The organism is Pontiella sulfatireligans, from assembly GCF_900890705.1.
Taxonomy (GTDB): Bacteria; Verrucomicrobiota; Kiritimatiellia; order Kiritimatiellales; family Pontiellaceae; genus Pontiella; species Pontiella sulfatireligans.
The window spans coordinates 699,156-722,691 of record NZ_CAAHFH010000002.1; the positions used below are offsets into that span (position 1 = coordinate 699,156).

The 23,536-nt window shown below is 55.5% G+C and carries 24 protein-coding genes and 1 tRNA gene; 11 read left to right on the plus strand and 14 right to left on the minus strand.

Translation table 11 applies throughout. The annotated features are described in order from the left end of the window. Window positions 1-100: 100 nt before the first annotated feature. The 3 genes from SCARR_RS15955 to SCARR_RS15965 all read left to right on the plus strand — a co-directional run bounded on the left by SCARR_RS15955 (window position 101) and on the right by SCARR_RS15965 (window position 3,403). Entirely contained in the window at window positions 101-1,225 is a 1,125-nt protein-coding gene (locus SCARR_RS15955; RefSeq protein WP_168433363.1) for a substrate-binding domain-containing protein, read from the plus strand. Window positions 1,226-1,293: 68 nt separating this feature from the next. Further along, window positions 1,294-2,517, plus strand: coding sequence for a SpoIIE family protein phosphatase (locus tag SCARR_RS15960; RefSeq protein WP_136062669.1), 1,224 nt, complete (start codon window positions 1,294-1,296; stop codon window positions 2,515-2,517). A gap of 97 nt (window positions 2,518-2,614) precedes the next feature. Then, the gene (locus SCARR_RS15965; protein WP_136062670.1) at window positions 2,615-3,403 is read left to right on the plus strand and encodes an alpha/beta hydrolase family esterase; all 789 of its coding nucleotides are present in this window, start codon (window positions 2,615-2,617) and stop codon (window positions 3,401-3,403) included. A 21-nt stretch (window positions 3,404-3,424) separates the two neighbouring features. Here SCARR_RS15965 and SCARR_RS15970 read toward each other — a convergent pair whose 3' ends face one another. Next, window positions 3,425-3,895, minus strand: coding sequence for a tetratricopeptide repeat protein (locus SCARR_RS15970; RefSeq protein ID WP_136062671.1), 471 nt, complete (start codon window positions 3,893-3,895; stop codon window positions 3,425-3,427). A gap of 240 nt (window positions 3,896-4,135) precedes the next feature. After that, entirely contained in the window at window positions 4,136-4,684 is a 549-nt protein-coding gene (locus SCARR_RS15975) for a hypothetical protein (RefSeq protein WP_136062672.1), read from the minus strand. 247 nt (window positions 4,685-4,931) lie between these two features. Between SCARR_RS15975 and rpmH the strand changes: the two genes are divergently transcribed. From rpmH to yidC, 4 genes are read left to right on the plus strand one after another with little or no spacing between them, the layout of a single operon-like run. Then, on the plus strand, window positions 4,932-5,069 hold the full coding sequence (gene rpmH, locus SCARR_RS15980) for a 50S ribosomal protein L34 (RefSeq protein ID WP_136064645.1): 138 nt from the start codon (window positions 4,932-4,934) through the stop codon (window positions 5,067-5,069). A 14-nt stretch (window positions 5,070-5,083) separates the two neighbouring features. Next, entirely contained in the window at window positions 5,084-5,563 is a 480-nt protein-coding gene (rnpA, locus tag SCARR_RS15985; protein WP_136062673.1) for a ribonuclease P protein component, read from the plus strand. Continuing rightward, window positions 5,553-5,789, plus strand: a complete 237-nt coding sequence (gene yidD / locus SCARR_RS15990; RefSeq protein ID WP_136064647.1) for a membrane protein insertion efficiency factor YidD — start codon at window positions 5,553-5,555, stop codon at window positions 5,787-5,789. The genes rnpA and yidD overlap by 11 nt, the downstream gene beginning before the upstream one ends. Window positions 5,790-5,807: 18 nt before the next feature. Continuing rightward, a complete protein-coding gene (gene yidC / locus SCARR_RS15995; RefSeq protein WP_136062674.1) occupies window positions 5,808-7,568 on the plus strand; it encodes a membrane protein insertase YidC in 1,761 nt (586 codons plus the stop codon). 64 nt (window positions 7,569-7,632) lie between these two features. On the opposite strand, the gene rpoN is transcribed toward yidC, so the two are convergent. Further along, the gene (gene rpoN, locus SCARR_RS16000; RefSeq protein WP_136062675.1) at window positions 7,633-9,078 is read right to left on the minus strand and encodes an RNA polymerase factor sigma-54; all 1,446 of its coding nucleotides are present in this window, start codon (window positions 9,076-9,078) and stop codon (window positions 7,633-7,635) included. Between the two features lie 168 nt (window positions 9,079-9,246). Between rpoN and SCARR_RS16005 the strand changes: the two genes are divergently transcribed. Continuing rightward, window positions 9,247-10,083 (plus strand): MBL fold metallo-hydrolase, encoded by an 837-nt coding sequence (locus tag SCARR_RS16005; RefSeq protein WP_136062676.1) that lies wholly within the window; start codon window positions 9,247-9,249, stop codon window positions 10,081-10,083. On the opposite strand, the gene SCARR_RS16010 is transcribed toward SCARR_RS16005, so the two are convergent. From SCARR_RS16010 to SCARR_RS16050, 9 genes are all read right to left on the minus strand, one after another. After that, entirely contained in the window at window positions 10,052-10,759 is a 708-nt protein-coding gene (locus tag SCARR_RS16010) for a glycosyltransferase family 2 protein (protein ID WP_136062677.1), read from the minus strand. The two genes, SCARR_RS16005 and SCARR_RS16010, sit on opposite strands and share 32 nt — an antisense overlap. A gap of 15 nt (window positions 10,760-10,774) precedes the next feature. Continuing rightward, window positions 10,775-11,653 carry a lipoyl synthase gene (lipA, locus tag SCARR_RS16015; RefSeq protein WP_136062678.1) on the minus strand — a complete coding sequence of 293 codons (879 nt, stop codon included), beginning with the start codon at window positions 11,651-11,653 and terminating at the stop codon, window positions 10,775-10,777. Window positions 11,654-11,785: 132 nt separating this feature from the next. After that, window positions 11,786-14,437: a valine--tRNA ligase gene (locus SCARR_RS16020; protein ID WP_136062679.1), complete on the minus strand. Its 2,652-nt coding sequence runs from the start codon at window positions 14,435-14,437 to the stop codon at window positions 11,786-11,788. A gap of 82 nt (window positions 14,438-14,519) precedes the next feature. Beyond that, a complete protein-coding gene (locus SCARR_RS16025) occupies window positions 14,520-14,750 on the minus strand; it encodes a hypothetical protein (RefSeq protein ID WP_136062680.1) in 231 nt (76 codons plus the stop codon). Then, window positions 14,740-15,201 carry a PIN domain-containing protein gene (locus tag SCARR_RS16030; protein WP_136062681.1) on the minus strand — a complete coding sequence of 154 codons (462 nt, stop codon included), beginning with the start codon at window positions 15,199-15,201 and terminating at the stop codon, window positions 14,740-14,742. The genes SCARR_RS16025 and SCARR_RS16030 overlap by 11 nt, the downstream gene beginning before the upstream one ends. Before the next feature lie 19 nt (window positions 15,202-15,220). After that, window positions 15,221-16,813: a citramalate synthase gene (gene cimA / locus SCARR_RS16035; RefSeq protein ID WP_136062682.1), complete on the minus strand. Its 1,593-nt coding sequence runs from the start codon at window positions 16,811-16,813 to the stop codon at window positions 15,221-15,223. 146 nt (window positions 16,814-16,959) lie between these two features. Next, window positions 16,960-17,439 carry a DUF6036 family nucleotidyltransferase gene (locus tag SCARR_RS16040; protein WP_222846340.1) on the minus strand — a complete coding sequence of 160 codons (480 nt, stop codon included), beginning with the start codon at window positions 17,437-17,439 and terminating at the stop codon, window positions 16,960-16,962. 208 nt (window positions 17,440-17,647) lie between these two features. Continuing rightward, window positions 17,648-18,994 carry an aspartate kinase gene (locus tag SCARR_RS16045; RefSeq protein WP_136062683.1) on the minus strand — a complete coding sequence of 449 codons (1,347 nt, stop codon included), beginning with the start codon at window positions 18,992-18,994 and terminating at the stop codon, window positions 17,648-17,650. Window positions 18,995-19,074: 80 nt separating this feature from the next. Beyond that, a complete protein-coding gene (locus tag SCARR_RS16050; RefSeq protein ID WP_168433365.1) occupies window positions 19,075-20,376 on the minus strand; it encodes a homoserine dehydrogenase in 1,302 nt (433 codons plus the stop codon). 265 nt (window positions 20,377-20,641) lie between these two features. Here SCARR_RS16050 and serC point away from each other — a divergent pair, with 265 nt between their 5' ends. The 3 genes from serC to SCARR_RS16065 all read left to right on the plus strand — a co-directional run bounded on the left by serC (window position 20,642) and on the right by SCARR_RS16065 (window position 22,390). After that, on the plus strand, window positions 20,642-21,715 hold the full coding sequence (serC, locus tag SCARR_RS16055) for a 3-phosphoserine/phosphohydroxythreonine transaminase (RefSeq protein ID WP_136062685.1): 1,074 nt from the start codon (window positions 20,642-20,644) through the stop codon (window positions 21,713-21,715). A gap of 153 nt (window positions 21,716-21,868) precedes the next feature. Next, a tRNA-Arg gene (locus SCARR_RS16060) sits at window positions 21,869-21,943 on the plus strand. Window positions 21,944-22,018: 75 nt separating this feature from the next. Beyond that, the gene (locus tag SCARR_RS16065) at window positions 22,019-22,390 is read left to right on the plus strand and encodes a hypothetical protein (RefSeq protein WP_136062686.1); all 372 of its coding nucleotides are present in this window, start codon (window positions 22,019-22,021) and stop codon (window positions 22,388-22,390) included. 62 nt (window positions 22,391-22,452) lie between these two features. On the opposite strand, the gene SCARR_RS16070 is transcribed toward SCARR_RS16065, so the two are convergent. Further along, window positions 22,453-22,974 carry a hypothetical protein gene (locus tag SCARR_RS16070; RefSeq protein ID WP_136062687.1) on the minus strand — a complete coding sequence of 174 codons (522 nt, stop codon included), beginning with the start codon at window positions 22,972-22,974 and terminating at the stop codon, window positions 22,453-22,455. Next, on the minus strand, window positions 22,961-23,476 hold the full coding sequence (locus SCARR_RS16075; RefSeq protein WP_136062688.1) for a nitroreductase family protein: 516 nt from the start codon (window positions 23,474-23,476) through the stop codon (window positions 22,961-22,963). Before SCARR_RS16075 ends, SCARR_RS16070 begins: the two co-directional genes overlap by 14 nt. Between the last annotated feature and the right edge of the window lie 60 nt (window positions 23,477-23,536).

Here is a 23,536-nt window from a genome sequence, read left to right on the forward strand (position 1 = left end):
AAGCCTTGTTGGTGGTTTCGTTTTCCTGAGTTGATAGTCACAGAATCGCATAGATTCCATTCATGTAAACATTTTTACTGCTTTTATGTTTGCATTTCAGATGCATTACCTTTATATTTACATCATGAATCCTTCCAAACCAACGTACTTACGAATATACGATGAAATCAAACTTTTAATCCGAAACCAGACCTACAAACCCGGGGACCTGCTACCGACCGAACAGGAACTGGCCAAAACCTTCAGCGCATCCCGCCCTACTGTCGCCAAGGCGCTCAAGCTGCTTTGCAACGAAAAGATGGTGCGCCGCCGCGCCGGATTCGGAACACAAGTGCTGCCGCCCGGCAAGTCGGCGCTGACAGCGGGTCTGCTCATCCCGCGCCTGCATAAAACCGAGATTTTCGAGCCGATCTGCGCCGGCATCATCGAAACCGCGCACGAAAGCGGCATGCAGATTATCCGCCCGCCGGAGCTCGGCCTCGAACTCGATCCCGCCCTGCTGGCCGAGCAGCTGACCGAGCGGTTCATTGAAGCCAAGGTACACGGCGTATTCTTCACGCCCATCGAACACATTCCCGACCAGGAAGAATTCAACCTCGAAATCATCCGGCGCCTCACCCGCAAAGGCATCCGCGTGGTGCTGCTCGACCGCGACGTCTATGCCTGGCCGCGACAGACGCCCTACGACCTGATCGGGATCGACAACATTGAAGCGGGCTACATCATGGCCCGCCACCTCCTCGGCAACGGATGCAAACAGCTGGCGTTTGTCTCTGCGGCCAATCCCGCCATGACCGTGCAGCTGCGGCGCATCGGAAGCCACGAAGCACTCGTGCAGAGCGATCAATCCGCCCAAAGCCTAAAAGATTTCACATTCCTGCCCGACGACCCCGAAAAGACCGCCCGGCAGCTGCTGACAGCCAAGACCGACGGCATCCTCTGCGCCAACGATGCCACCGCTGCCCCGCTGCTGCGCGCCCTGCTCGACCTCGGCGCCGACATCCCGCACAAGCTTCAGGTGTGCGGCTTCGACGACGTAAAATATGCCTCGCTGCTCAGCGTTCCCCTCTCCAGCTACCGCCAGCCCTGCAAGGATATCGGCAAGGCGGCCGCGCGCGTCATGCTCAACCGCATCAAATTCCCCGACAGCCCCGCCCTGCGCGTCTCCCTCAACGGGCAGCTCGTCATCCGCAACTCCTCCTGCGGCCCCATAAAAGGTTCATAGTCCCTCCTTGTCCCCGAGTCGGGCCGTAATTATACTCTTCCGCGTTACAGCGACACTAGGAGGACACGATGATTCCCGGGAATAGCGAACTACTGCGGCAACTCATGGACAACATGACCGACAACATTTTCTTCAAGGATCTGAAGTCCCGCTTCATCATGATCAACAAGGCCTGCGCCCGATGGAATGGATTCGACAACCCCCAGGACGCTGTCGGGAAGAGCGACTGTGATCTCTTTACCGAGGAATTTGTACAGGCGGCGCACGACGATGAAGTGCATATTTACGAAACCGGTGAACCGCTCGAATGCAAAGAGGAACACGCCGAATGGGAAGATGGCCACATGAAATGGGTCTCCACCACCAAGATTCCCCTGCGCGACGCGGACGGCCGGGTCGCAGGATGCATCGGCATCGGGCGCGACATCACCGACCTCAAGAAAAAGGAAGCCGAATTGGAGGCGGCGACCGACGAACTGCGCCGCACCAACGATCGGCTCCGGCAGGCCAACGAGCAGATTTCAGAGGATCTGCAAATGGCCGCACGCCTGCAGCAAACCTTCCTGCCGCAGAACTATCCCGTTTTTCTTTCGCCTGAAAACAAGCCGTTGATCGACTTTCACTATTACTATGAAGCCGACAGCGAAATCGGTGGCGACTATTGCGCCGTCCACAAGCTCGACGACCATCGCGCCGGACTGCTCATCTGCGACGCCATGGGCCACGGCGTCCGCGCCGCGCTGATCACCGGAATCATCCGGGCGCTGGCCGACAACCTTGCCCGCGACCCCCGCTCGGCGGGCGATTTCCTCACCTCCCTGAACCACCAGCTGCACCCCATGCTGCAAAGCAAGGATGCCTTCCTGTTCGTGACCGCCTGCTGTCTGATTATCGACGTCCGCACCAGCGAACTGACCGGGGCGTTGGCCGGACACCCCGCACCATTCCTGCTTCAGCCCCGGCAGGAAAAAGCCGCCCTTCTCCCGGTCGAAGAAGCCGCCATCGGCCCGGCCCTGGCGATCACCGATGATTTCCAATACGAAACCTTTTCCATCCAACTGAATCCCGGCGACCAGATCCTGATGTACACCGACGGCATATGCGAAGCGGCCGATGAGTCCGGCGAAGAATTCGGCACGATCCTCCTTCAGCAAATCCTCCTCGAAAACAGCAGCCTGCCGCTCAAGGAACTCTTCCCCCGCATGATTAAAGCCGCCCAGAACCACACCCACCACAAAAAGCTCGGCGACGACGTCTGCCTGCTCGGTTTTTCACTAGGCGGCCCAGCCTGAGCTACCTCGTGGGAAACCGAGGAGGGGCGTCGCGCTCCATCCTGCATGTGTGCAATATTTCCCCTGTGGTCACGTTTGGTGTTTTTTGGAGGTGCTTATGAAACGGATATTGTTTATTGCCCTGTTGTTCGCCGCGGAGGTTTGTTTTTCGGCGGAGCTGGAGACGCGCAGCTGGAAGGTTGATGGGCTGAAGCGCACTGCGCTGGTGCATATGCCTGAGGGGAAAAAGCTTGCCCCGCTGGTTTTTGTTTTTCATGGCCATGGCGGGAGTATGCGCAATGGCGCGCGCAGCTTCCGGATCCATGAACTCTGGCCAGAAGCGACCGTGGTGTATATGCAGGGGCTTCCGACCGTCGGACAGCTGACCGATCCGGAAGGAAAGAAGAATGGCTGGAATTCCAATCCGTCCGACGCCGCCAACCGCGACCTGAAATTTTACGATACGGTTTATGCTTCGCTCCAAGGGCAAATCGATACCAACCGGGTTTTCAGCACGGGCCATTCCAACGGCGGCGGATTCACCTATTGCCTCTGGGCGGCGCGCGGGGAGCAGCTGACAGCCGTTGCACCGTCGGCCGCGGTGTCCCGCCACATAAAGAATCTGAAACCCAAACCGGCCCTGCACGTGGCCGGCACGAACGACACCTTGGTAAAATATAAGTGGCAGAAAACAATGATGGCTGTTGTTAAGCGGCTGAACGGCTGTTCCGGTGAAGGCCAGCCATGGCAATCGTCCGGCGACCTGACCGGCACGCTCTACCCCTCCAAAAGCGGCACGCCGTTTGTCACGCTGCTTTCGCCCGGCACCCACAAGTTCCCAGCGGCAGCCCCGGCGTTGATCGTCCGCTTTTTCCAAACCGACTGGGCCGAAACCAATGCTCCATAAGCTCTATCTCTGAACCGTTATTCAGCCGGATTGTGCAATGGCCGCACAGGAGGACGGAGGGAGGGACTGAAATGCCGCATCGGCCTTGCTACTCCTCTTTTCTTCATCCAGTCGAGCAATCTTCTTGGCCAACCGGGTGGACTCAACGGAATCGGCCATGGAGGCATAACACCCCATCGCACCTAACAGTGGCGCGGTTGAATCGGGTGAGCATTCTGCGGCCTTCCCGTAGAATTTCAGGGCCTGCTTAAATCCGCCGGCCTGATAATGCAGCCAACCCGCCCGGAGATAAGCCGTACAGGATCGGCCCACAACCGTTAGGATCTGCCCATGAATTTCCAACGCCAGTGTAAGATCGCCATCTAGTTCCGCATCGAGTGACTCATTCCAGATGGTCTGCAGAATATAGCTGCCGCCTTCCACAATGGACTCACTGATTTCAAAAGCCTGTTCTTCAACAAGCGGCCGGGGAGTAGTTTCTGCTGAATTCATACTCAGTTCTCCGTTCTTTGATGCTGCTATTGGAACAGATGAACGTGACAACCTAATGACATCCTCCATGAATCATTTGTCATATTCCATTCGTTGGAAACGTATGATCTACTGAAGAATTGCATATCTCAAGGTATTGAGACGCGATAGAAGGCGTTGCTAGCAGGCGGCGAAGGATCGCGCAATACAAGTGCGGCTTCGCCATTGTTTTCGAATTCCTGTCCGGCGACCAGCGGCCAATCACTGGAAGCGAGGTTTAAGGAAATCGCCCGCCAGCTCTTCGCCGCCCACCCCTCCATAGCCGGACAACTCAGGGATCTGCGCAAGGCGCGGCGCGGGTCGCGCGGGCTCCAGCTCGTGAGCGCCTTTTGCGGGGAAACCGGCCGCTGGCTCGGCACCAAGCCCGTTGAAGAAAAATCCAACGAAATTCCCTCCGCCCGTTAGCTTGCAAAGAAGTGCGCCGAGGATGGAGGCATGATCTACGCGGCCACATCCGGGCAGATCTGATTCCCCCACGCAAAAACCGCGGCGATGCTCACGCAATGCACTGATCAAGGCAAAGATCCCGAATCCATCGACGACCTGGTCGTCTACCTGTTCTCCAGTCGCGCCGGGCTGACGGCGGAAGAGATGCTCGATCTCAAACGCGGCTGCAGGGACATCGGAAACGGCGCCCACCAGCGGCTCGACAACTCCCGCTTCCAGGAAGACAAAAGCCGCGTCCGAAACCGCAATGCCGCCCATAACCTCGGCTTGTTCCACCGGGCAGCCCTTTCGCTGGCTCGGCATTGGATTGACCACCAGCCCAATGCCCGCCCGTCGACAACCAACGGTTTTTTCGGGGCGATGAAGAAAAACAGATCGGAACTGGCCTTCCGGGTCGTGACCTCGAAGAAATCATCATGGCTTCCAAAAGTGTCAGCCGATTCTATATGAATCAGTCATGGAGGACGCCCTTTTCGCTTTGTTAGGGTTTGACATCGCAGAATTTATTGGTAGTTTAGCCTGCTTTTTAGAACAAGAGGGTATTTTAGAGATGAAACGTACATACAATCCATCAAAGATCAAACGGGCCCGCAAGTGCGGATTCCGCAAGCGCAATTCTACCTCAGACGGCCGTGCCATTCTGAAGCGTCGCCGCCAAAAAGGCCGCAAGCGCCTGACTGCTGTTTAATTAAGGTAAAGAACATGCCCGAGCCCCATAACCGGGAGTCGGACCGTTCCATCGACTCAAGCCCGCTTCACAAGAGCGGGCTTGATCGTCGTTTATCGAAAGAGCACCGGCTGACCCATTCGTCCCTCTTTTCCGAAACCTTCAGTCAAGGAAAGAAATGGGTCGGGCGCAACATGGTGATGTGGCGGCGCAGCGGTGAAGGCACCGCCCTCCGGCTCGGCGTTGTGACCAGCAAGAAAGTGCACTTGCGCGCCAACCAGCGCAACTTTGCGCGTCGGCGCCTGCGCGAAGCCTACCGCAATCTGCGTCCCTACTTTTCCGGCGACTTCGACGTACTCCTCATCGGGCGTCGCGCGATCCTTTCCGCCGAGTGGCCGGACATTATCCGCGAAATGCTCAAGCTCGCCCAAAAGGCAGGCCTCATATCCGAAGAAAACCTGAAACAGGCAGAAAAGGAATTTGATCAAACCAATGTCCGGACGAATGTTGATTGAGTTGCCGGTGAAAGCGGCAGTTTTGCTGATCCGGCTTTACCAAAAGGCGGTCAGCCCATGGCTCGGCCAACGTTGCCGCTTCCACCCGAGCTGCTCCAACTATTGCATTGATGCACTCAAACAACATGGTATGGTTCTCGGTCTTTGGCTTGGAATTAAAAGAATATGCAAGTGCCACCCGTTCCACCCCGGCGGATACGACCCCGTTCCCCGCCGGAAAAAATAATTTTAGAAGAGAGATGATATGAATAAAAAAGACCTGATCCCCGTAATCTTGCTGGCGTTGCTCATCCCGGCCTGGATGTTTATCGACCGCACCTTCATTGCCCCGAAATATCCGGCCAAAACCCCCGCCCCGGTTGAACAGGCAGCAACGGAAGCACCACTGGCCGGCAACACGGAAGGCGTCGCCCTTCCCGAAACAGCCGCGGAAGCCGCAACCAAAGTTGCGCAGGCCATTCCCGAGGCCGTGGTCGTTCCAGACGAGGAAGTAACCGGCGAGCTTTCAAACGATATCGTCAAACTAACGGTCACCTCGCTGGGCGGCGGCATCAAGACCGCCACCCTGCTGGAATACCCGAAGTTCAAAGGGGAGCCCGACCCGGTCGTGCTCGACTTTTCCGGCGCAACAGCCCTCGCCTATGAAGGCCTTGCGGGCATCGGCGACCAAGAATCGCTCAACATTAAAACCCTTGATGACAGCAAAACCGCCGTCTTCACCAAAACCTGGAAAGGCGGCACCGCCTTCGAGCGCACCATCACGCTGGGCAACGGCTACCTGCTGACCATCAAAGACCGTTTCATCAACTCCAGCCCCGAGCCTTGGAACATTCCGGCCATCCGCATCCTGACCGGCCCGATGCAAAACCCGCCCACCATAAAGGCCATGAAAGGCGTCAGCATCCTCGGCGTCGACTCCTACGCTCCCATCGCCGGCATCAACTATTGGGGGCGCAAACTCAACAAGCTGTTCAAAGAAGCCGGAAAACCGGAAACACTGGATGCGGTTCCGGAAGGCATGTCCAACATGCCGGTCGATTGGGTGGCGGCCAAAAACAAGTTTTTCACACAGATCCTGAGCCCAACAGAGCCCATCGCCACGATGGCCCTGCTCTGCCAGCGCGATCCTGCCGAGAAAGGCATCCTTCCAAGCGAGATCAGAGCAGCACTGGCCTTCAAGCCAGCCGCCGTCAATGCAGGCGACGCACTGGAACTCGACTACACCTACTTCATCGGCCCAAAAAAATATTCCACTCTCGAAGCCGTCGGCAACAACATGCAAGGCGTGATGGAATTTGAGACCACCGGAATCTTCTCCTTCATGAACTGGCTGATGGAACCGGCGCGCAGAGCCCTGCTGTGGACGCTCAATCTGTTCTACGGCATAGTCCGCAACTACGGCATCGCCATTATCCTGCTGACCCTGCTCGTCCGCATCCTGTTCTGGCCGCTCACGCACAAGAGCACGGAAAGCATGCGGCGCATGCAGGAGATCCAGCCGGAAGTCAAGGCGCTCCAGGCCAAGTACGGAAAGGCCAATCCGCAAAAGCTGCAACAGGAAACCATGAAGCTCTACAAAGAGAAGAAGGTCAATCCGATGGGAGGCTGCCTGCCGATGGTCGTGCAGATTCCGGTATTTATTGCGCTCTTCACCGTATTGCGCAACGCCATCGAGCTCCGCTATGCCGGCTTCCTTTGGATCTCCGACCTCAGCACGGCTGAAAACCTGTTCGCCGGCCAGATTCCATTCGTTGGCTCGCTCAACATCCTTCCCTTGCTAATGTCGGCCTCAATGGTTTGGCAGCAAAAGATGACCCCTACTGCGGTCGCGACCCCAGAACAACAGCAACAGCAGAAAATGATGACGTTCATGATGCCGATCATGATGCTGTTCTTCTTCTACACCATGCCGTCGGGCCTAGTGCTCTACTGGACCACCAGCAACCTGTTGATGATCGCCCAGACCGGACTGCGCAATCTGAAGAAAAAGAAGGCTGAAGCGTAGCGTATTGCGGGAAACTTCCGGACTCTTCCGGCCTGGTCAATACGTAATACGCAGTACGTAATACCTAATGCTGCTTGCGCAGGTGCGAAGGCAGGATGCGGAGCTGGTCGCGGTATTTGGCGACGGTGCGGCGGGCAATCTTCATCCCCTTCTCTTCCAGCAACGTAACAATCTTCGCGTCGGAGTAAGGCTTTTTCTTGTCCTCAGCACGTACAATATCGCCCAGCGCCGCTTTGACGCTTTCGTTGGAGATCGCCTCTCCGCTGGCCGTCATGATTCCGGGCTTGAAGAAATACTTCATGCTCAACAGACCGCGCGGGGTCTGCATGAATTTTCCTGCCGTGGCGCGACTGATGGTGGTTTCGTGAACCTCCAGAAGCTCAGCCACTGTCTTCATATTGAGCGGGCGGAGCTTTGAAACACCGTAATCAAAATAGTCGCGCTGAATGCGGACAATCTCCACAGCAATGCGGTAGATGGTGTCCATGCGCTGGTCGATGCTCTGAATGAACTGCTTCGACTTGGCAATCTTTTCGCGGATGTAGGTCTTCACCTCTTTGGAGGTTTTGGGATCCTTGAGCATCTGCAGATATTTCTGGCTGATAAACAGGTGGGGGTACGGCTTCTTGTTTTGCGTGATGACGTATTCGCCGTCTTTCTTCTCAACGAGGATTTCCGGAGTGACGTATTCAATCCGCTCCTCGGAAAAATTACGACCCGGCTTGGGGTCCAACTTGGCGACCGCCTTGGCCAGCTCCTTCACACGGTCGGAGGTCAGCCCCATGGCACGAGCAATATCTTCGTACTTGTGGCGGCCTATCAGATCGAGATGCTGGTCGATCATCTGATATTCCTGCGAGTCTTCGCGTTTCATGCGCTTGAGCTGAAGCAGCAGGCATTCGCGCAGATCGCGCGCGCCTACCCCCGCTGGCTCGAAATCGTGGATCGTATCAAGAATCTTATCCAGAGTCTCGACCGGAAAGTTGGGCAGCGCCAGCAGGTCTTCGACGTCGAGCTGCAGATAACCTTCGTCGTCGATGTTGCCAATCACGATTTCGGCAATCTTCTTTTCGTAGTCGTCCAACCCGGAAAGGGCGAGCTGGTCAAGCAACTGGTCGTGGAGCGAAGACGCCTCGGAAAGCGAATCCATCATATACTGGTATTTTTCTTCGGCGTCGGTGCCTCCGGAAATCTGCCCCCGATCCTGATAGCTGTCGAACTCCTCGCCGAGCGCCGCCAGCTTTTCAAGCTCGTTGTCGAATTCATCTCGCTCGACATCCTTGGTGCCCTGTTCAATCTCGATCTGCTCGTCGGCCTGCTCGAGCGTGGCCTCCAACGTGGGGTTTTCGGAAAGCTCCTGTTTGATCATTTGCTGCAGGTCGAGCAGCGGCATCTGGAGAATTTCCAACGATTGGAAAAGATGTGGCGCAAGAACTTGCGACATCTTCATTTCTTGACTGAGAGCTAGTCCGGGATATGCCATAACGCGAATGTACCCTTTCATATGCATATCTCAAGCCAAGTTTAGAAAAGAATGGATAACCGATTCGTGCAGGCAGATCCCCCTCAGACCGCTTTATTGCGCATTCAAATGCCGAATAACCCAATCACCCGATAAAAGTTGTTTCCATCTCAAGGGCGTTGTCTATGATGGGTGGCGATTTTAGGAGATTTATTCATGAGTTTGGAAGTGTGCATATTGGCCAGCGGGAGTTCAGGAAACTCGATCTACGTGGCCTCGGAAAAGACCCGGATACTCGTTGATGCCGGGCTGAGCGCCAAGCAGGTGGCCGTGCGGCTCGACCAAATCGGCGTCGTCCCGGAAAGCATCAACGGCATCTGCGTTTCCCACGAGCACGGCGACCACGTAGCCGGCATCCGCGTGCTGCAAAAACGCCACGGCATTCCGGTCTACGCCAACGCCGGCACGCTCAACGGCATCATGCGCCAGCCCAAGGCCTCCGAAATTTCAGCCAAAGTGTTCCAAACCGGAGCACCGTTCATGATTGGCGACATCACCATCGAGCCCTTTTCCGTTCCGCACGATGCCTATGAACCGGTTGGCTTCCGCCTTCAAACCGAAAAAACCGCCGTCGGCATTGTAACCGACCTTGGCATGAGCACCTCGCTCATCCGCGAAAAGCTCAAAGGCTGCCGGGCCATCATCATGGAATCCAACCACGACGAAGACCTGTTGCGCGAAGCGCCCCGCCCGTGGTCGCTCAAACAGCGCATCCGCAGCCGGCAGGGACACCTCTCCAACACCGATGCCGCGCGGCTGATTGCCGAATGCGCAACAGATGCACTCGAACATGTTTTCCTCTCGCACCTCAGCTCCGACTGCAACACGCCCGACACCGCTCTGCGCACCGTCGCCTCGCAGCTGCGCCTCGACGGCCTTGGCCACATTAAGCTAGAGATCTCCCATGCGAGCCGGATTTCCAGCATCTGGAACCGGGGCGGGAAAAAAGCGGGAAACGAACCTAGCGCCTGCCTTCAAGAAAGTGGTGCTTAACCACTTTGAACAAAAGCCACGCATCGCGAAACGGCGACACATAGCTTCGACGCCCGCGGTTATAGATGGTTGAAACCCGCACCGAGTCGATCCGCACCCGTCGCAGCGCGGCGTGCAGCAGGATATCAAACTCGAAGGCGAACCGGGGCATGTCGCTCATGATGAACGGCAGCACGTCTGTGCGATAGAAGCGGTATCCGCAAGGTGGATCGGCGACATAGATTTTCACCAAACGGTTCAAAATCCAAGCCATGAACCGGTTGGTCCAGCGCCGGATGATCGGCATGCCCCTTATGTCCGACATCCGGTTGCCGACCAGAATCGGGATCTTGGTGCGCTCGTAAGCATCGAGAAAACGACCGATTTCACGCGGGTCGTGCTGGCCGTCGCCATCGACGACAATAACGGCATCGCACTGATGCTCCTGCACCAACTCGAAGCCGCGCTTGAGCGAAGCGCCCTTCCCCGCATTTTCGGAATTGCGCACCACATACGCACCGGCCTTTTCCGCCAGTTCAGCGGTGCCGTCGGTCGATCCGTCGTCGACAACGACCACCCGGCAGGGATTTTGCTCTACGGCGCCTCGAACAACGCTTTCAATATGCTTCGACTCATTAAACGCGCAGATCAACACACAGAACTTATCAATCCTCTTTGTGTTGTTGCCGTTTTCCATGGGAAGGAACCTCGGTCAGGCAGACACCATCTTATCCGCGCGGTAAGAGGAGCGAACCAGCGGTCCGGAAGCCACCGCATCAAAACCAATTTTGTAGGCCGCTTCTTCAAAGTCGGCGAATTCTTTCGGCGTCACGAAGCGCTTAGTATGCGCGTGATCGCGCGTCGGGGCCATGTATTGGCCAATCGTCAGAAGACGGACGCCGTGCTCGTAGATATCCTGCAGACATTCCATCACTTCTTCATTGGTCTCGCCGAGGCCCAGCATGATCCCGGTTTTCACCTTGATCGAACCGTCGCCGTATTCCGACGCCATTTTTAAAATGGAGAGCGACCGCTCGTAGGTGGCGCCAGAGCGGATCGAACGCTGCAGGCGCCTCACGGTTTCCACGTTGTGGTTGAAGACCAATGGACCGGCATCGAGCACCTTGTAGAGGGGTTCCTTCCGCCCCCAGAAATCGGGCGTAAGCACTTCAACCGTTAAGCCGGGAACCCGTTCCTTAATCGCAGTGATGGTCTGGGCAAAAATTTCGGCGCCGCCGTCGAGCATATCGTCGCGCGTTACACTAGTGATCACCACATGCTTGAGCTTCATTGTTTCGACAGCCTCGGCCACGCGCAACGGCTCTCCGAGATCGAGGCCCTCCGGCTTTCCGGTGGCGATCGAACAGAAGCGGCAGTCGCGCGTACAGACGTTGCCGAGAATCATGATCGTTGCCGTGCCATGGTTCCAGCACTCGTGGCGGTTCGGGCATTTGGCGTCTTCACAGACGGTATGCAGGCCGTTCTTTTTCAGCGTGGCCTGCGTCTCGGCATAGTCCACATCGGTCTGGATCGGGCGGCGCATCCATTTCGGAATACGACCGGGTCTTACTGCATCAGTAGTCTCACTCATTCAATTTATCTCCAGCTCACCCCTGAACTTCCCCCGTTTGAACCGCAGAATATTGAACATGGCATATTGAATCCCAAAGGGAAGCCCTTCTTCATTCATCTGTTCCTTGTTCCATATTCTAGATTCGCGACATCAGCCCCGCAGCATTTCAATCATCTTCGCGAGCTTTTCGCTCTTTTCAATCAGCTCTTCCTTACGCTTTTCCTGAACGGCCACAACGTCTCTGGGCGCGCGGCTGGTGAAGTTTTCGTTGGAGAGCTTTTTCTTCACGTTGGCGAAATGGCCATTCACTTCGTCGAGTTCGGCGGTCAGCTTCTTGATTTCAGCATCGACATCAACGAGACCTTCGATCGACATGTAGACGGTGCCCAGTGCGCTGATGCCGCTCGGCATCGCGCCTTCCGGCGTATAGTTGACGTCAACCTCGATGCTTTCCGCATTCAATGCCGCCACGATCGAAGCCTTGTCAGCATTGATCTGCTCACCATAAGCCTCGTTGGCCGGACGCACAAAGAATACAGCAGTCTGCTTGTTGCTCAGGTTATACTCGGCGCGCAGAATGCGGCCAATGCGGATCAGGTCGTGTTTGCCGTCAACATACTTGACGGTCTTCGGATCAATGCCGGTGACCACAGCCTTTTCCGGCCACGGCGCAACCATGATGCTTTCGTCTTCGTGATTATAGTCCATGCCGTGCCACAGCTCTTCGGTCTGGAACGGCATGAACGGATGCAGCAGGCGCAACGCAGTCGAGAAGGAAAAATGCATTACCTGCAAGGTGTGCTTCTTCTGCTCCGGCGTTCCCTTGTATAGGATCGGTTTGGCATATTCCAAATACCAGTCGCAGTAGCTGTGCCAGAAGAAATCATACAGCGCCAGCGTCGCATCGTTGAAGCGGTAGCGTTGCAGGTTGTCATTCGTGGAGGCAATCGCTTCGTTCAGCTTGGCCAGCAGATGCTGGTCGTCCGGCGTCAGATCGGCTTCGTTGAACGCCAAATCCTTGACATCGAATCCTTCCGAATGCATTTCCATGAAGCGCGCGGCGTTCCATATCTTCGTGCCGAAGTTGCGGCCGATCTCAAACTTTTCGTCGCTGATGTAAACGTCCTGTCCGGTCGCAGTAATCATCAGCAGCGAGAAGCGCAACGCGTCGGAGCTGTACTTTTCAATGATGTCGAGCGGGTCGATGGAGTTGCCAAGGCTCTTCGACATTTTGCGCCCTTGGTCGTCGCGCACGGTGCCGTGGATATAGACCGTGTCGAACGGAATGTCGTCCATGATTTCCATGCCGGACATAACCATGCGCGCCACCCAGAAAAAGATGATTTCGTTTCCGGTGACCAGCGTCTTGGACGGGTAGTAAAACTTCAGGTCTTCGCTCGTTTCCGGCCAGCCGAATACGCTGAACGGCCAAAGCCAGGAAGAGAACCACGTGTCGAGCACGTCTTCATCCTGACGGACATTAGACGATTGGCATTTCGAACAAGCGGTTTCCTTAACCTTCGAAGCCCAAACATGGTTGCAGTCGTCGCAATAGAAGATCGGAATGCGGTGGCCCCACCAGATCTGGCGCGAGATGCACCAGTCGCGAATGTTTTCCATCCAGCCCATGTAGGTTTTGTTCCAGCGCTCGGGCACAAACTTGATCCGGCCGTCGTTGACGGCTTCGATCGCCGGGCGTGCAAGCGGCTTCATTTTCACGAACCACTGGGGTGACAGGCGCGGCTCAACCACGGTGTGGCAACGATAGCAATGGCCAACCGCGTGAGCGTGTACATCCACCTTCTCAACCAGCCCGGCAGCCTTCAGATCTTCCATCAGCTGCTTGCGGCATTCGAAACGATCCATGCCTTCATACGGTCCGGCGTTTTCGTTCATGACGCCGGTATCCGTCATCACGTTGATCTGCGGAAGATCGTGGCGCATGCCCATTTCATAGTCATTTGGATCATGCGCTGGAGTAACCTTAACGAGGCCGGTTCCAAACTCTGGATCAACATAGTCGTCAGCAATGATTGGAATTTCGCGGTTGGTGATCGGAAGTACGATCATTTCACCAATCAAATCTTTATAGCGCTCATCGCGCGGATTGACCGCCACGGCGGTGTCGCCCATCATCGTTTCCGGGCGGGTGGTCGCCACAACAATGCGCTGCTTCTTGCCTTTGACGGCATAGCGCAGGTGATAGAGCGCGCCTTCAACGTCAACGTGCTCGCTCTCTTCGTCCGAGAGCGCGGTTTCGCAGCGCGGGCACCAGTTAATGATGCGGCTGCCCCGGTAGATCAAATTTTTGTCATATAGACGACAAAACATTTCCAATACAGCATCGCTCAGCCCTTCATCCATCGTGAAGCGCTCGCGCTCCCAGTCGCAGGAGGCGCCCAGCTTTTTCAGCTGGTTCGAAATGGTGTTGCCATACTCTTCCTTCCACTCCCAAACACGTTCAACAAATTTTTCGCGTCCGAGGTCGTCGCGGGTTTTCCCCTCTTTCTTCAGCGCACGTTCAACGACATTTTGCGTGGCGATGCCAGCGTGGTCGGTGCCCGGAACCCAAGTGGTGTTTTTACCCTGCATGCGGGCAACGCGGGTCAGCACATCCTGAATGTTGTTATTGAGCGCGTGGCCCATGTGCAGGATGCCGGTTACGTTCGGCGGCGGAATCACGATGCAGAACGGGTCGCCCCCGTCCGCGCTGTCGCCATGGAAACGTCCGTCATCCATCCACTTCTGGTACCACTTTTCCTCAACCTGCTTCGGGTCGTATTTCTGTGTTAGTTCTGCCATAGGTCTAATCCGTAATTCGTAATTCGTAAAATATTCAAGGAAACAAGGTTCTATAACGCGCAACTTAATTACGCCTTACTCGTTATGCTTCCTTCCGGGTTTTGTATTCCGGCGACTCCTCCGCCACCTTCATCTGCTCGCGCACCTTCCTATCCAGCGACCGACGATAGGCCGGCCCCAAAACCGGATCGGACAAAATTCGTTCGTTCATTCGAGCGCGCCTCTCTTCCAGCACCAATCCTTTGTACTCCCCCTGCAACGTCCGTTGAATCTCGTTTTTCATTTCCACGCAATCAAATGTCTTATTTTTCATAATCGATCACCTCCGACGGGCTTCTAATGTCGATTGCTTGATAGCCTTTTAACATATTTATCGCGTTATAGCCCCTGATTTTATCGAAATGGACAATATGCTTAAAGTTCCAGCTAACCACTATATCGGCCTGTACAGCACTAGCCACCGCGATGTGCTCGGCATCATCAAGACTGGACGTGCCGACAACTTCAGCTTCGATGTAAGCATCGCGCAAAGCCTCAATCTCAATAGAGGGTGCTACAATCTCCATGCAATCCATGAGTTCGACGACCAACTCCTTTACCCTCTCCGGAGCACCCTTGAGTTCGGCGAGCACCGTCTCTGAAACAACAATCTCAAAACGCCCATCCCGCACTTCCTCGAAGAAGCGCTTGCTGTGGTGCTCGAACTCCTCGTCAAAACACCCGCCAAAAACGCACGTGTCAACAAATACACGAAGCTTACGCATAATCACGTCTCACGTTTCACTAGTCAGCCTTTTCCTCATTCAGGAACAGCTTGTATTCCACCCCATCGACGAGGGCTTCCCACGAGGCTTCGATAATGTTTTCCGAAACACCGACCGTGCTCCATGACGAGTCGCCGTCGGACGACTCAATGACCACGCGGGTCTTGGCCGCCGTGGCTTCCTCGGGATCGAGGATGCTCACGCGGTAATCCGCCAAATACACGCCGTCAATGCCCGGATAGAATTTGTGAAGCGCGCGACGCAGCGCCATGTTAAGCGCATCGACCGGCCCATCGCCCTCGCCCACGGTGAACGCTTTTTCGCCGTTTACTTTCAGCTTGAGCGACGCTTCCGAAATGCATGGCTCGTTCTTGCCACGCTTCTCGATTATCACGCGGAAGCCGTCGAGTTCAAAGAAGCTCTTGTGCTCCTTAAGCACTTTCTTGATCAGCATCTTGAAGGATGCGTCGGCCGATTCGTACACATAGCCGCTCTTCTCCATCTTTTCCATCGTCTGGAGGATTTCGCGCACTTCCGGCGATTTGCGGTCGATATTATCGAGCCCCATTTCGAGCAGTTTTTCCATCACATTGCTCGCTCCAGAAAGCTCCGAGATCAAAATGCGGCGCGAATTGCCGACAGATTCCGGCGGCACATGCTCAAAGCTGTGCGACACCTTGCGGACGCCATCGACGTGCATGCCGGCCTTGTGCGCAAAGGCGCTATCACCGACAAATGCGGCGCGCTTGTTGTTGCGCAGCTTGGCCTGCTCGTTTACGAACAGCGAAAGCTTCTTGAGGTTTTTAAGCTGCTCCGGATCGGCCAGGCAGGTCTTGTCGGTTTTCATGGTGACGTTGGCCGCCACAGAAATTAAATTGCAGTTGCCGCAACGCTCGCCGAAGCCGTTGATCACGCCTTGCACCTGAACGGCGCCGGCCCGAACGGACTCCATTGCATTAGCAACGGCGGTTTCCGAATCGTTGTGGGTGTGGATGCCCACGGCCACATCAAATTTCTCACGGATCAGCGCGGTGATTTCGAATACTTCATGCGGAAGGCAGCCGCCGTTTGTATCGCACAGCACCAGCACATCGGCACCGCCCTTTGTGGCGGCTTCCAATGATTGGAGAGCGTATTCCGGGCTGTCCTTGTAGCCGTCGAAAAAGTGCTCGGCGTCATAGACGACTTCCTTGCCGTTCTCCTTCAGGAAGCGGCAGGTATCTTCGATCATCGCCAGGTTTTCTTCCGGCGTGGTCTTGAGCACTTCGGTCACGTGCAGGAGCCAGGTCTTGCCGAAAATAGTGCAGACTTCCGTGTCCGCTTCGAGCAGCGCCAGCGTGCCCTTGTCCTGCTCAACCGGAGTATTTGCACGGCGGGTGCTGCCAAACGCGGCCACCTTGGCGTGCTTCAGTTTTTCCTTCTTGATGTCCTTGAAGAAAGCCATGTCCTTCGGATTCGAAGCCGCATAGCCGCCTTCGATGTAATCCACCCCGAACGAATCAAGCATCTTTGCCACATGGATCTTGGCAACCGGCGAAAAAGTAACCCCTTCCGCCTGTGCGCCATCCCGCAGCGTCGTGTCATAGATAAAGACTTTGTTTTCAGTGCTCATAGTGATTAACCTGTTTTTCCCAAAGGGATGGAACATACCGCACCCCCTAAACCCGAACCAAGCCCGAAGGGCGTTTTTTTGGAGAGACTTAAGTGTTTTCGCAACGCTCCGGAAAACGCACGATCAGCTGGAGAAGAGGCAACCTGTCACTTTTTGGAATCCGTATCCCGCAAACTGCCCTTGAGTTTTCTTAACTCAGCGGCATCGACCTGATCCTTCGGCCTTCCGGTTGCCAGCTTGTTAACAATCAGATCATCGATCGACAACACCTTCAGATCAATCCCATCGACCCGCCTCGCAACTGCGTTTTTCGATGCAGTTGAAAAGTCTAATCCGGTTGCCCCAGTCAACAAGTCGATTCGTCGAGGCGCCACGCCAATCTGAAAAACAGTATCGCTGCTTTGGAGATCTTCCACCTTCAAGCCATGAAGCGGGGAACCGAACTGCCTAAGCGCACGAATGACCGCCTCAGCATTTGCGGGCGAAGGCATCACCCAAATATCGATATCCATCGTAGCGCGAGGATATTCGTGGGCAGCCAATGCATAGGCACCAACAAGGATAAAATCAACCTGCTCGGCGTTTAAGGCGAGTGATATGTCGCTGTAGCCTTTGATCAGGATCAAGATAGGGACTCAGAGAAGCTACTTCACGGGTTAGGGGCCAAACCAGGCCGAGTCGCGATTCGATGGTGCCCGGCACAAAGTTGTCGTCCGAGTGGCTGCTCAGATTCCCTTTATATGTATGTTGCCGATCCATGGGCAAATAGTGACAAATCCGGCATCGCATTGCAAATCCAGTTCATCCGGAATCCCGTCAAAAAAGGGACGCCGGCTAGCTGAAAAAGGCGCCGCCGAGGGCGTGGACTGCTTTCTTGCGGTCGGTCTCCTTGACGGCGAACATCATGCTGATTTCGGACGCGCCCTGATTGATCATCTCAATATTGACGCCGGCGTCGGCAAGAGCGTTGGTGGCCTTGGCGGCCTGACCGACGGCATAGTGCATGCCCTCGCCCACCACCATCAGTAACGCCAGACCGTGCGCAACGGAAACATCGTTGGGCTTCAGCTCGTTCATGATGCGATCAACAACGATCTTTTCTTTTTCGCCGAGCTCCTTCGATTCAAGAATGACCGACATGTTGTCAATACCGGACGGGGTGTGTTCGAAGGAGATTTCCTCGTCTTCGAGGATTTGGAGTAAACGCCGGCCAAAACCGACTTCGCGGTTCATCATGTATTTGTCGATGTAGATCGCGCAGAAGCCGGCGGCGCTGGAAATTCCGGCCACCTCGGTCTGCTCGAATTTGCGCTCCGGAACAATCATGGTGCCTGGCGCTTCGGGGCGGTTGGTGTTCTTGATGCAGATCGGAATCTCGTGCTGGACGGCGGGTATGACGGCCTCGTCGTGGAAGACGCCGAAACCGGCATAGGCCAGCTCGCGCATTTCGCGATAGGTCATCAAGTCGATCGCCGGGGCGTTTGGAACAATGCGCGGATCCATCGCATAGACCGAGTCGACGTCGGTAAAGTTTTCGTAGACCTCGGCCTGTACGGCCGCCGCGAGAATCGCGCCGGTAATATCGGAACCGCCGCGCGGGAAGGTGGCCACATCGCCGGCCTTGGTGCAGCCAAAAAAACCGGGAAAAACAAGAATCTCGGCCTCGTTCTTCAACGCAGCGAGTTTTTCAAAAGACTCGGGCAGGACTTCGGCGTTGCCGAATTCGTCCGAAAGCAGCATGCCGGCTGTGCAGGGATTCACATACTTCGCCGGATGGCCCTTCTTGATGAACGCCTCAGCAATCACCTTGGCGTTGTTGTCCTCGCCGGAAGCTTTCATGGTGTCCATGAATTGGAGATCGTTCGGCCCGCGGTTTTCGATGCGGCCGCGCAGATCGGCCTCAATGGTGAAAACCACCGCTTCCGGAAGTTCCAGATCTTTTTGAATTTCAGCATAGCGCGCAATCACAGCCATCAGCGCGGTTTCATAATCGTCGCCGGCGAGTACGGCATTCGCCAATGCGATCAGCAGGTCGGTCACCTTCGTATCTTCACCATGACGCTTGCCGGGAGCGGAAACGACCACGATGCGGCGGGAGGCTTCAGCCGTGACAATATTAATGATTTTTGAAATCTGCACCGCATTCGCAACAGACGACCCGCCAAACTTTACAACTTTCATATCATTCACCGTTTTTAAAACACAAAGGCACGAAGTTTACCAAGAACCGATCTTTGAGTCGTGTCTTAGTGTTTAATAGTTTATTCAAAATCTTCGAGGCGCATGCGGATAGGCTCGCTGGTGGAGACGTCCAATGCCTGGATCTCGGTCATGGCGGCCACGAAATCGGATTCCTTGGCGGCCTGCGTAAGGATCACAACAGGGGCGGAGCCGCTTTCGTGGCGCTCTTTCTGTACAACGGAGGCAATGCTGATGTTGTGCTTGCCGAAAATCGTCATGACCTGCGCCATGGAGCCCGGCTTGTCTTCCAGGCAGAGGCGGATGTAGCAACGCTTTATAATGTTGTCGCCGGAGCAATAGGTCAATGCATCCTTCTGCAGCATCATCGTAACGCTGACCGGCGTTCCAACGTCGTGCAGCTTGTCGGAGGCCGCTTCCATGATGTCGCCGATAACGGCGCTTCCGGTCGGCAGGCGCCCGGCGCCGCGACCGTAGTACATCGTATCGCCAACAATATCGCCCTTCACAAACACGGCATTGAAAGAATCGCTGACGGAGGCGATCATATGCTCTTTCGGCACCAGCGCCGGCTCAACGGAAAGCTCCACTTCCCCATCATTATCCTTGATGATGGCGAGCAGCTTGATGCAGTAGCCCAGATCGGCGGCATTGACGATTTCCGATGCAGAGAGTCCACGGATGCCGCTGGTCGGGCAAGCGTCCATCGGAACGGGCGCACCGTAGGCCATGGAGGCCAGCACCACCGCTTTGTGGGCGGTATCGATGCCGTCGATGTCGAGATCAGGCGGGGTTTCAGCGTAGCCGAGCGCTTGGGCATCGGCCAAAATTTCATCGAACGGAAGGCCTTCGCGCTCCATGCGGGTGAGCATATAGTTGCAAGTGCCGTTCAGAATGCCGTAAATGCTTTCGATCTGGTTGCCGATCAAGCCGGCGCGCTGCGAGCGCAGGATTGGGATGCCGCCGCCAACCGCCGCTTCGTAATAGATGCCGATGTTGTTTTCGCGGGCGGTTTTGTAGATTTCCTCGCCGTGGTCGGCCAGCAGCGCCTTGTTGGCCGTAATGACCGGCTTGCCCTGCTTCAGCGCTTCAAGTGTAAAGGTGCGCGCAACCGTTGTTCCACCCACCAACTCCACAATCAAATCAACATTTTCATCAGCAATCACCGACATCGCATCGGTCGTCAACACGCCATCAGGCACAGTAATTCCGCGGTCGGTTTCGATATCGAGATCAGCAATTCTGGCTACGATGGGCATGATGCCGGTTCGGTCGGCCATCAGCGCTCCATTCTTCTGGATGCCTTCGACCACGCCGGCGCCGACGGTGCCGAATCCGAGTATACCGATTCTGATTTCTTTCATAGCTGTTTCCTGTTGAGTGAAAAAACGAAGCGCAACCATAGTTAAATGGACTTTCGACTCAAGCTTGAAAACACGCCTTTCGCACGCAATCGGGTATTCAAATAAAGGCCGGGCGCCCCGACCTGACGCAACCGCCGTCACGGACAATCAATTATCATCCGCTCACCATTTCGATCATTTTATATCGGATTTTGAGTTGGAGCACTTAAGTGCGAATTGCTAGATTCTCGTTTTCGTAAATTTCAACCCAAAGGGCATACAAAACATGAGAGCATATAACTTTTCCGCTGGGCCGGCGATTCTGCCGGAAGAAGTACTCAAAGAAGCCGCTGCCGAACTGGTCGATTATCAGGGCACCGGCATGTCCATCATGGAAATGAGCCACCGAGGCAAAGAATACAGCGCAATTCACGACGAGTGCATTGCCAACATCAAGGAACTGCTCAACATTCCGGAAGGCTACAGCGTACTCTTCATGACCGGCGGCGCATCCACCCAGTTCCCGCTCATCCCGATGAACCTGCTCGGCGAAGGCCAAACCGCCGACTACACCGATTCCGGCGCATGGGCCTCCAAAGCCATTAAAGAAGCCAAGATGCTCGGCAACATCAACGTAGCGGCCGACTGCGGCAAAGAAATTCCGACCCGCGTCCCCGCAGTCGATGAACTGAACCTGACCGACGGCGCAGCCTACCTGCACATCACCTCCAACGAAACCATTTCCGGCGCACAGTGGAAGGTTTTCCCCGAACACGAGTGCCTGATTGCTGACATGTCCTCCGACATCCTGTCCCGTCCGCTGGACGTTTCCAAATTCGGACTGATCTATGCCGGTTCGCAGAAAAATCTCGGCCCGGCCGGCATCACCCTCGTCATCATCAAAGACGAGCTGGCCGAACGCTGCCCCGACACCGTTCCGACCATCATGCGCTACAAAACGCACATTGCGAACAACTCGCTCTACAACACTGTACCGACCTTCCCCGTCTACATGCTCTGCCTCGTCACCCGCTGGCTCAAGGCCCTGGGCGGCCTCGAAGGCATGCAGAAGCTCAACACCGAAAAAGCAGGAAAACTCTACGACTGCATCGACGGCACCGACTTCTACACCGGCACTGCGGTTCCGGAATTCCGTTCCAACATGAATGTGACGTGGCGCCTGGCGAACGAAGACCTCGAGCCGGTCTTCATCGAAGAAGCCTCCAAGCGGAACCTGAAAACGCTCAAAGGCCACCGCTCCGTCGGCGGCATCCGAGCCTCGATCTACAACGCGTTCCCGGAAGAAGGCGTCGATGCGCTGATTTCGTTCATGGCAGCGTTTGAAGCGAAACATTCTTAAGGGCAAAATTAAACACCAAGACACGAAGGCCACTAAGTTTAGTGCTCTTCGTGTCTTGAGCGTAGCGGGTGTTGAAAATAGAGCCTGAGAAATTCATACTTCATTTTTTAATTGCGGCCCCGTCGCAATCCCCCTATAAACCTGCCCTTTCGTGCGCCCATAGTTCAATGGATAGAATAGTGGCCTCCGAAGCCATAGATACAGGTTCGACTCCTGTTGGGCGCACCATTTTTTGAAACGTGAAAAGTGAAACGTGAAACAGATTCCTTCACGCCTCACGGGTCACTTACCAAAGGTAATTCCATGAGCGAAGAAACAGGCCTTGAAAACATTAAGATCGACGGAAGCAATCTCTGGAAAGAGGAAAACTTTACCGACCTGCAGGTCGGCAGCATCCGCAAGCTGACTCCCATCAAGTTGGATGGGACCGAAGACGAAGCCCGCACGGCGTCCTACTCGGCGACCACCAACATCATGACCCCGAGCGGCGCACTGCCCATTTCCGGCGAAATTGAAGCAACCAACCTCGAAGAAGCAGTTGAAAAGTTCCCGGCAGCGATCAACGCCGCCGTGAAAAAACTGCAGGATGACATGATCCGCATGCAACAGGAGCAAGCTTCCCAGATCGTCACTCCGGATCAGCTCCGCGGTGGCAAGAACGACATCATCATCTAGTAGAGACAGTCCCTTGTGGCTATTCAAACAACAAAAGGCGCCCCGCGAGGAGCGCCTTTTTTTTATGCGTCGGGCGTTTCAGGGGAAACGTCGAATCCTTGGCCAAAGAAGGCTTTAGCCGAAAAGATCCAAACGGAGACGAGACCCCAGCCGAGGCCGAGCAGTACGCCGGCGTCAACAATGCCGCGCCAAGGTTGCTCCAGTTTCCGCACCCCAACAATCAGCAGCACAATCATCAGCGTAAGCGAATAGGCCACAATCTTGCGTTTCCGGGTGGCATGGAAATAGCCCATGCAGAAGAAGGGCGCAAACAGAACGCGGATGAAGGTTGGATTGTCTTTCAAATACAGCGCGCGGGCGGCGCACCGCGGCGAAAACTTGAGATGGAAGCCTTTATAGCCCTCGGCATAGCCCATGAACACCAAGCTTGCAAAAAGCGCCACCCAGTGAAGCCACGTAAACGACATGCCCTGTAACTCTTCGGCATAGGGGTAGAGCCGGTACAGCGCACTCCCGAACACCAGGCTAAGCCCGCCAACGCCCCAGATCGATCCGAGGGTTCCTGCCGCTTTACCAATGCTCATAACGCACCAGATCTTCGAGCGGCTTGCGGATTTTTGCCAGACCGGCCATGTTCGGATAGCCGAGCGGCAGCATCGTGATCGGCTCGACGCCGTCGGGCAGCCCCATCGCTTCAGAAACCGCGCCGGGGTCGAATGCTCCGATCCAGCAGGTTCCGAGTCCGAGGTCGGCCGCGGCGAGCGTCATGTGATCCGCAGCAATCGCCGCATCGACTTCCGCATAGTTTTTGTTGTCGTGGCGCTTGCGCACCCAGCCCTTCTCCGCCTCAACGCAAACGACAATCACGACCGGCGCTTCCCGAAGAAACGGCGCGGGATATGCGGCGGACAGCGCGTCCAAGCCGGATTCCGCCCGAACTACAATAAACTGGAAGGGCTGCAGGTTTTTTGCGGTCGGGGCAAGGCTGCCGGCCGTCAAAACCTCGTTCAGCAGCACGTCCGGCACCGGATCGGGCTTAAAACTGCGAATACTGCACCGCTTTTCCGCAAGTTCGATAAATTTCATGAATACTCCAAGGGTTTGAAATGGGATAAAGTCTAACAAAACGGGCCATTAAACGAAGTT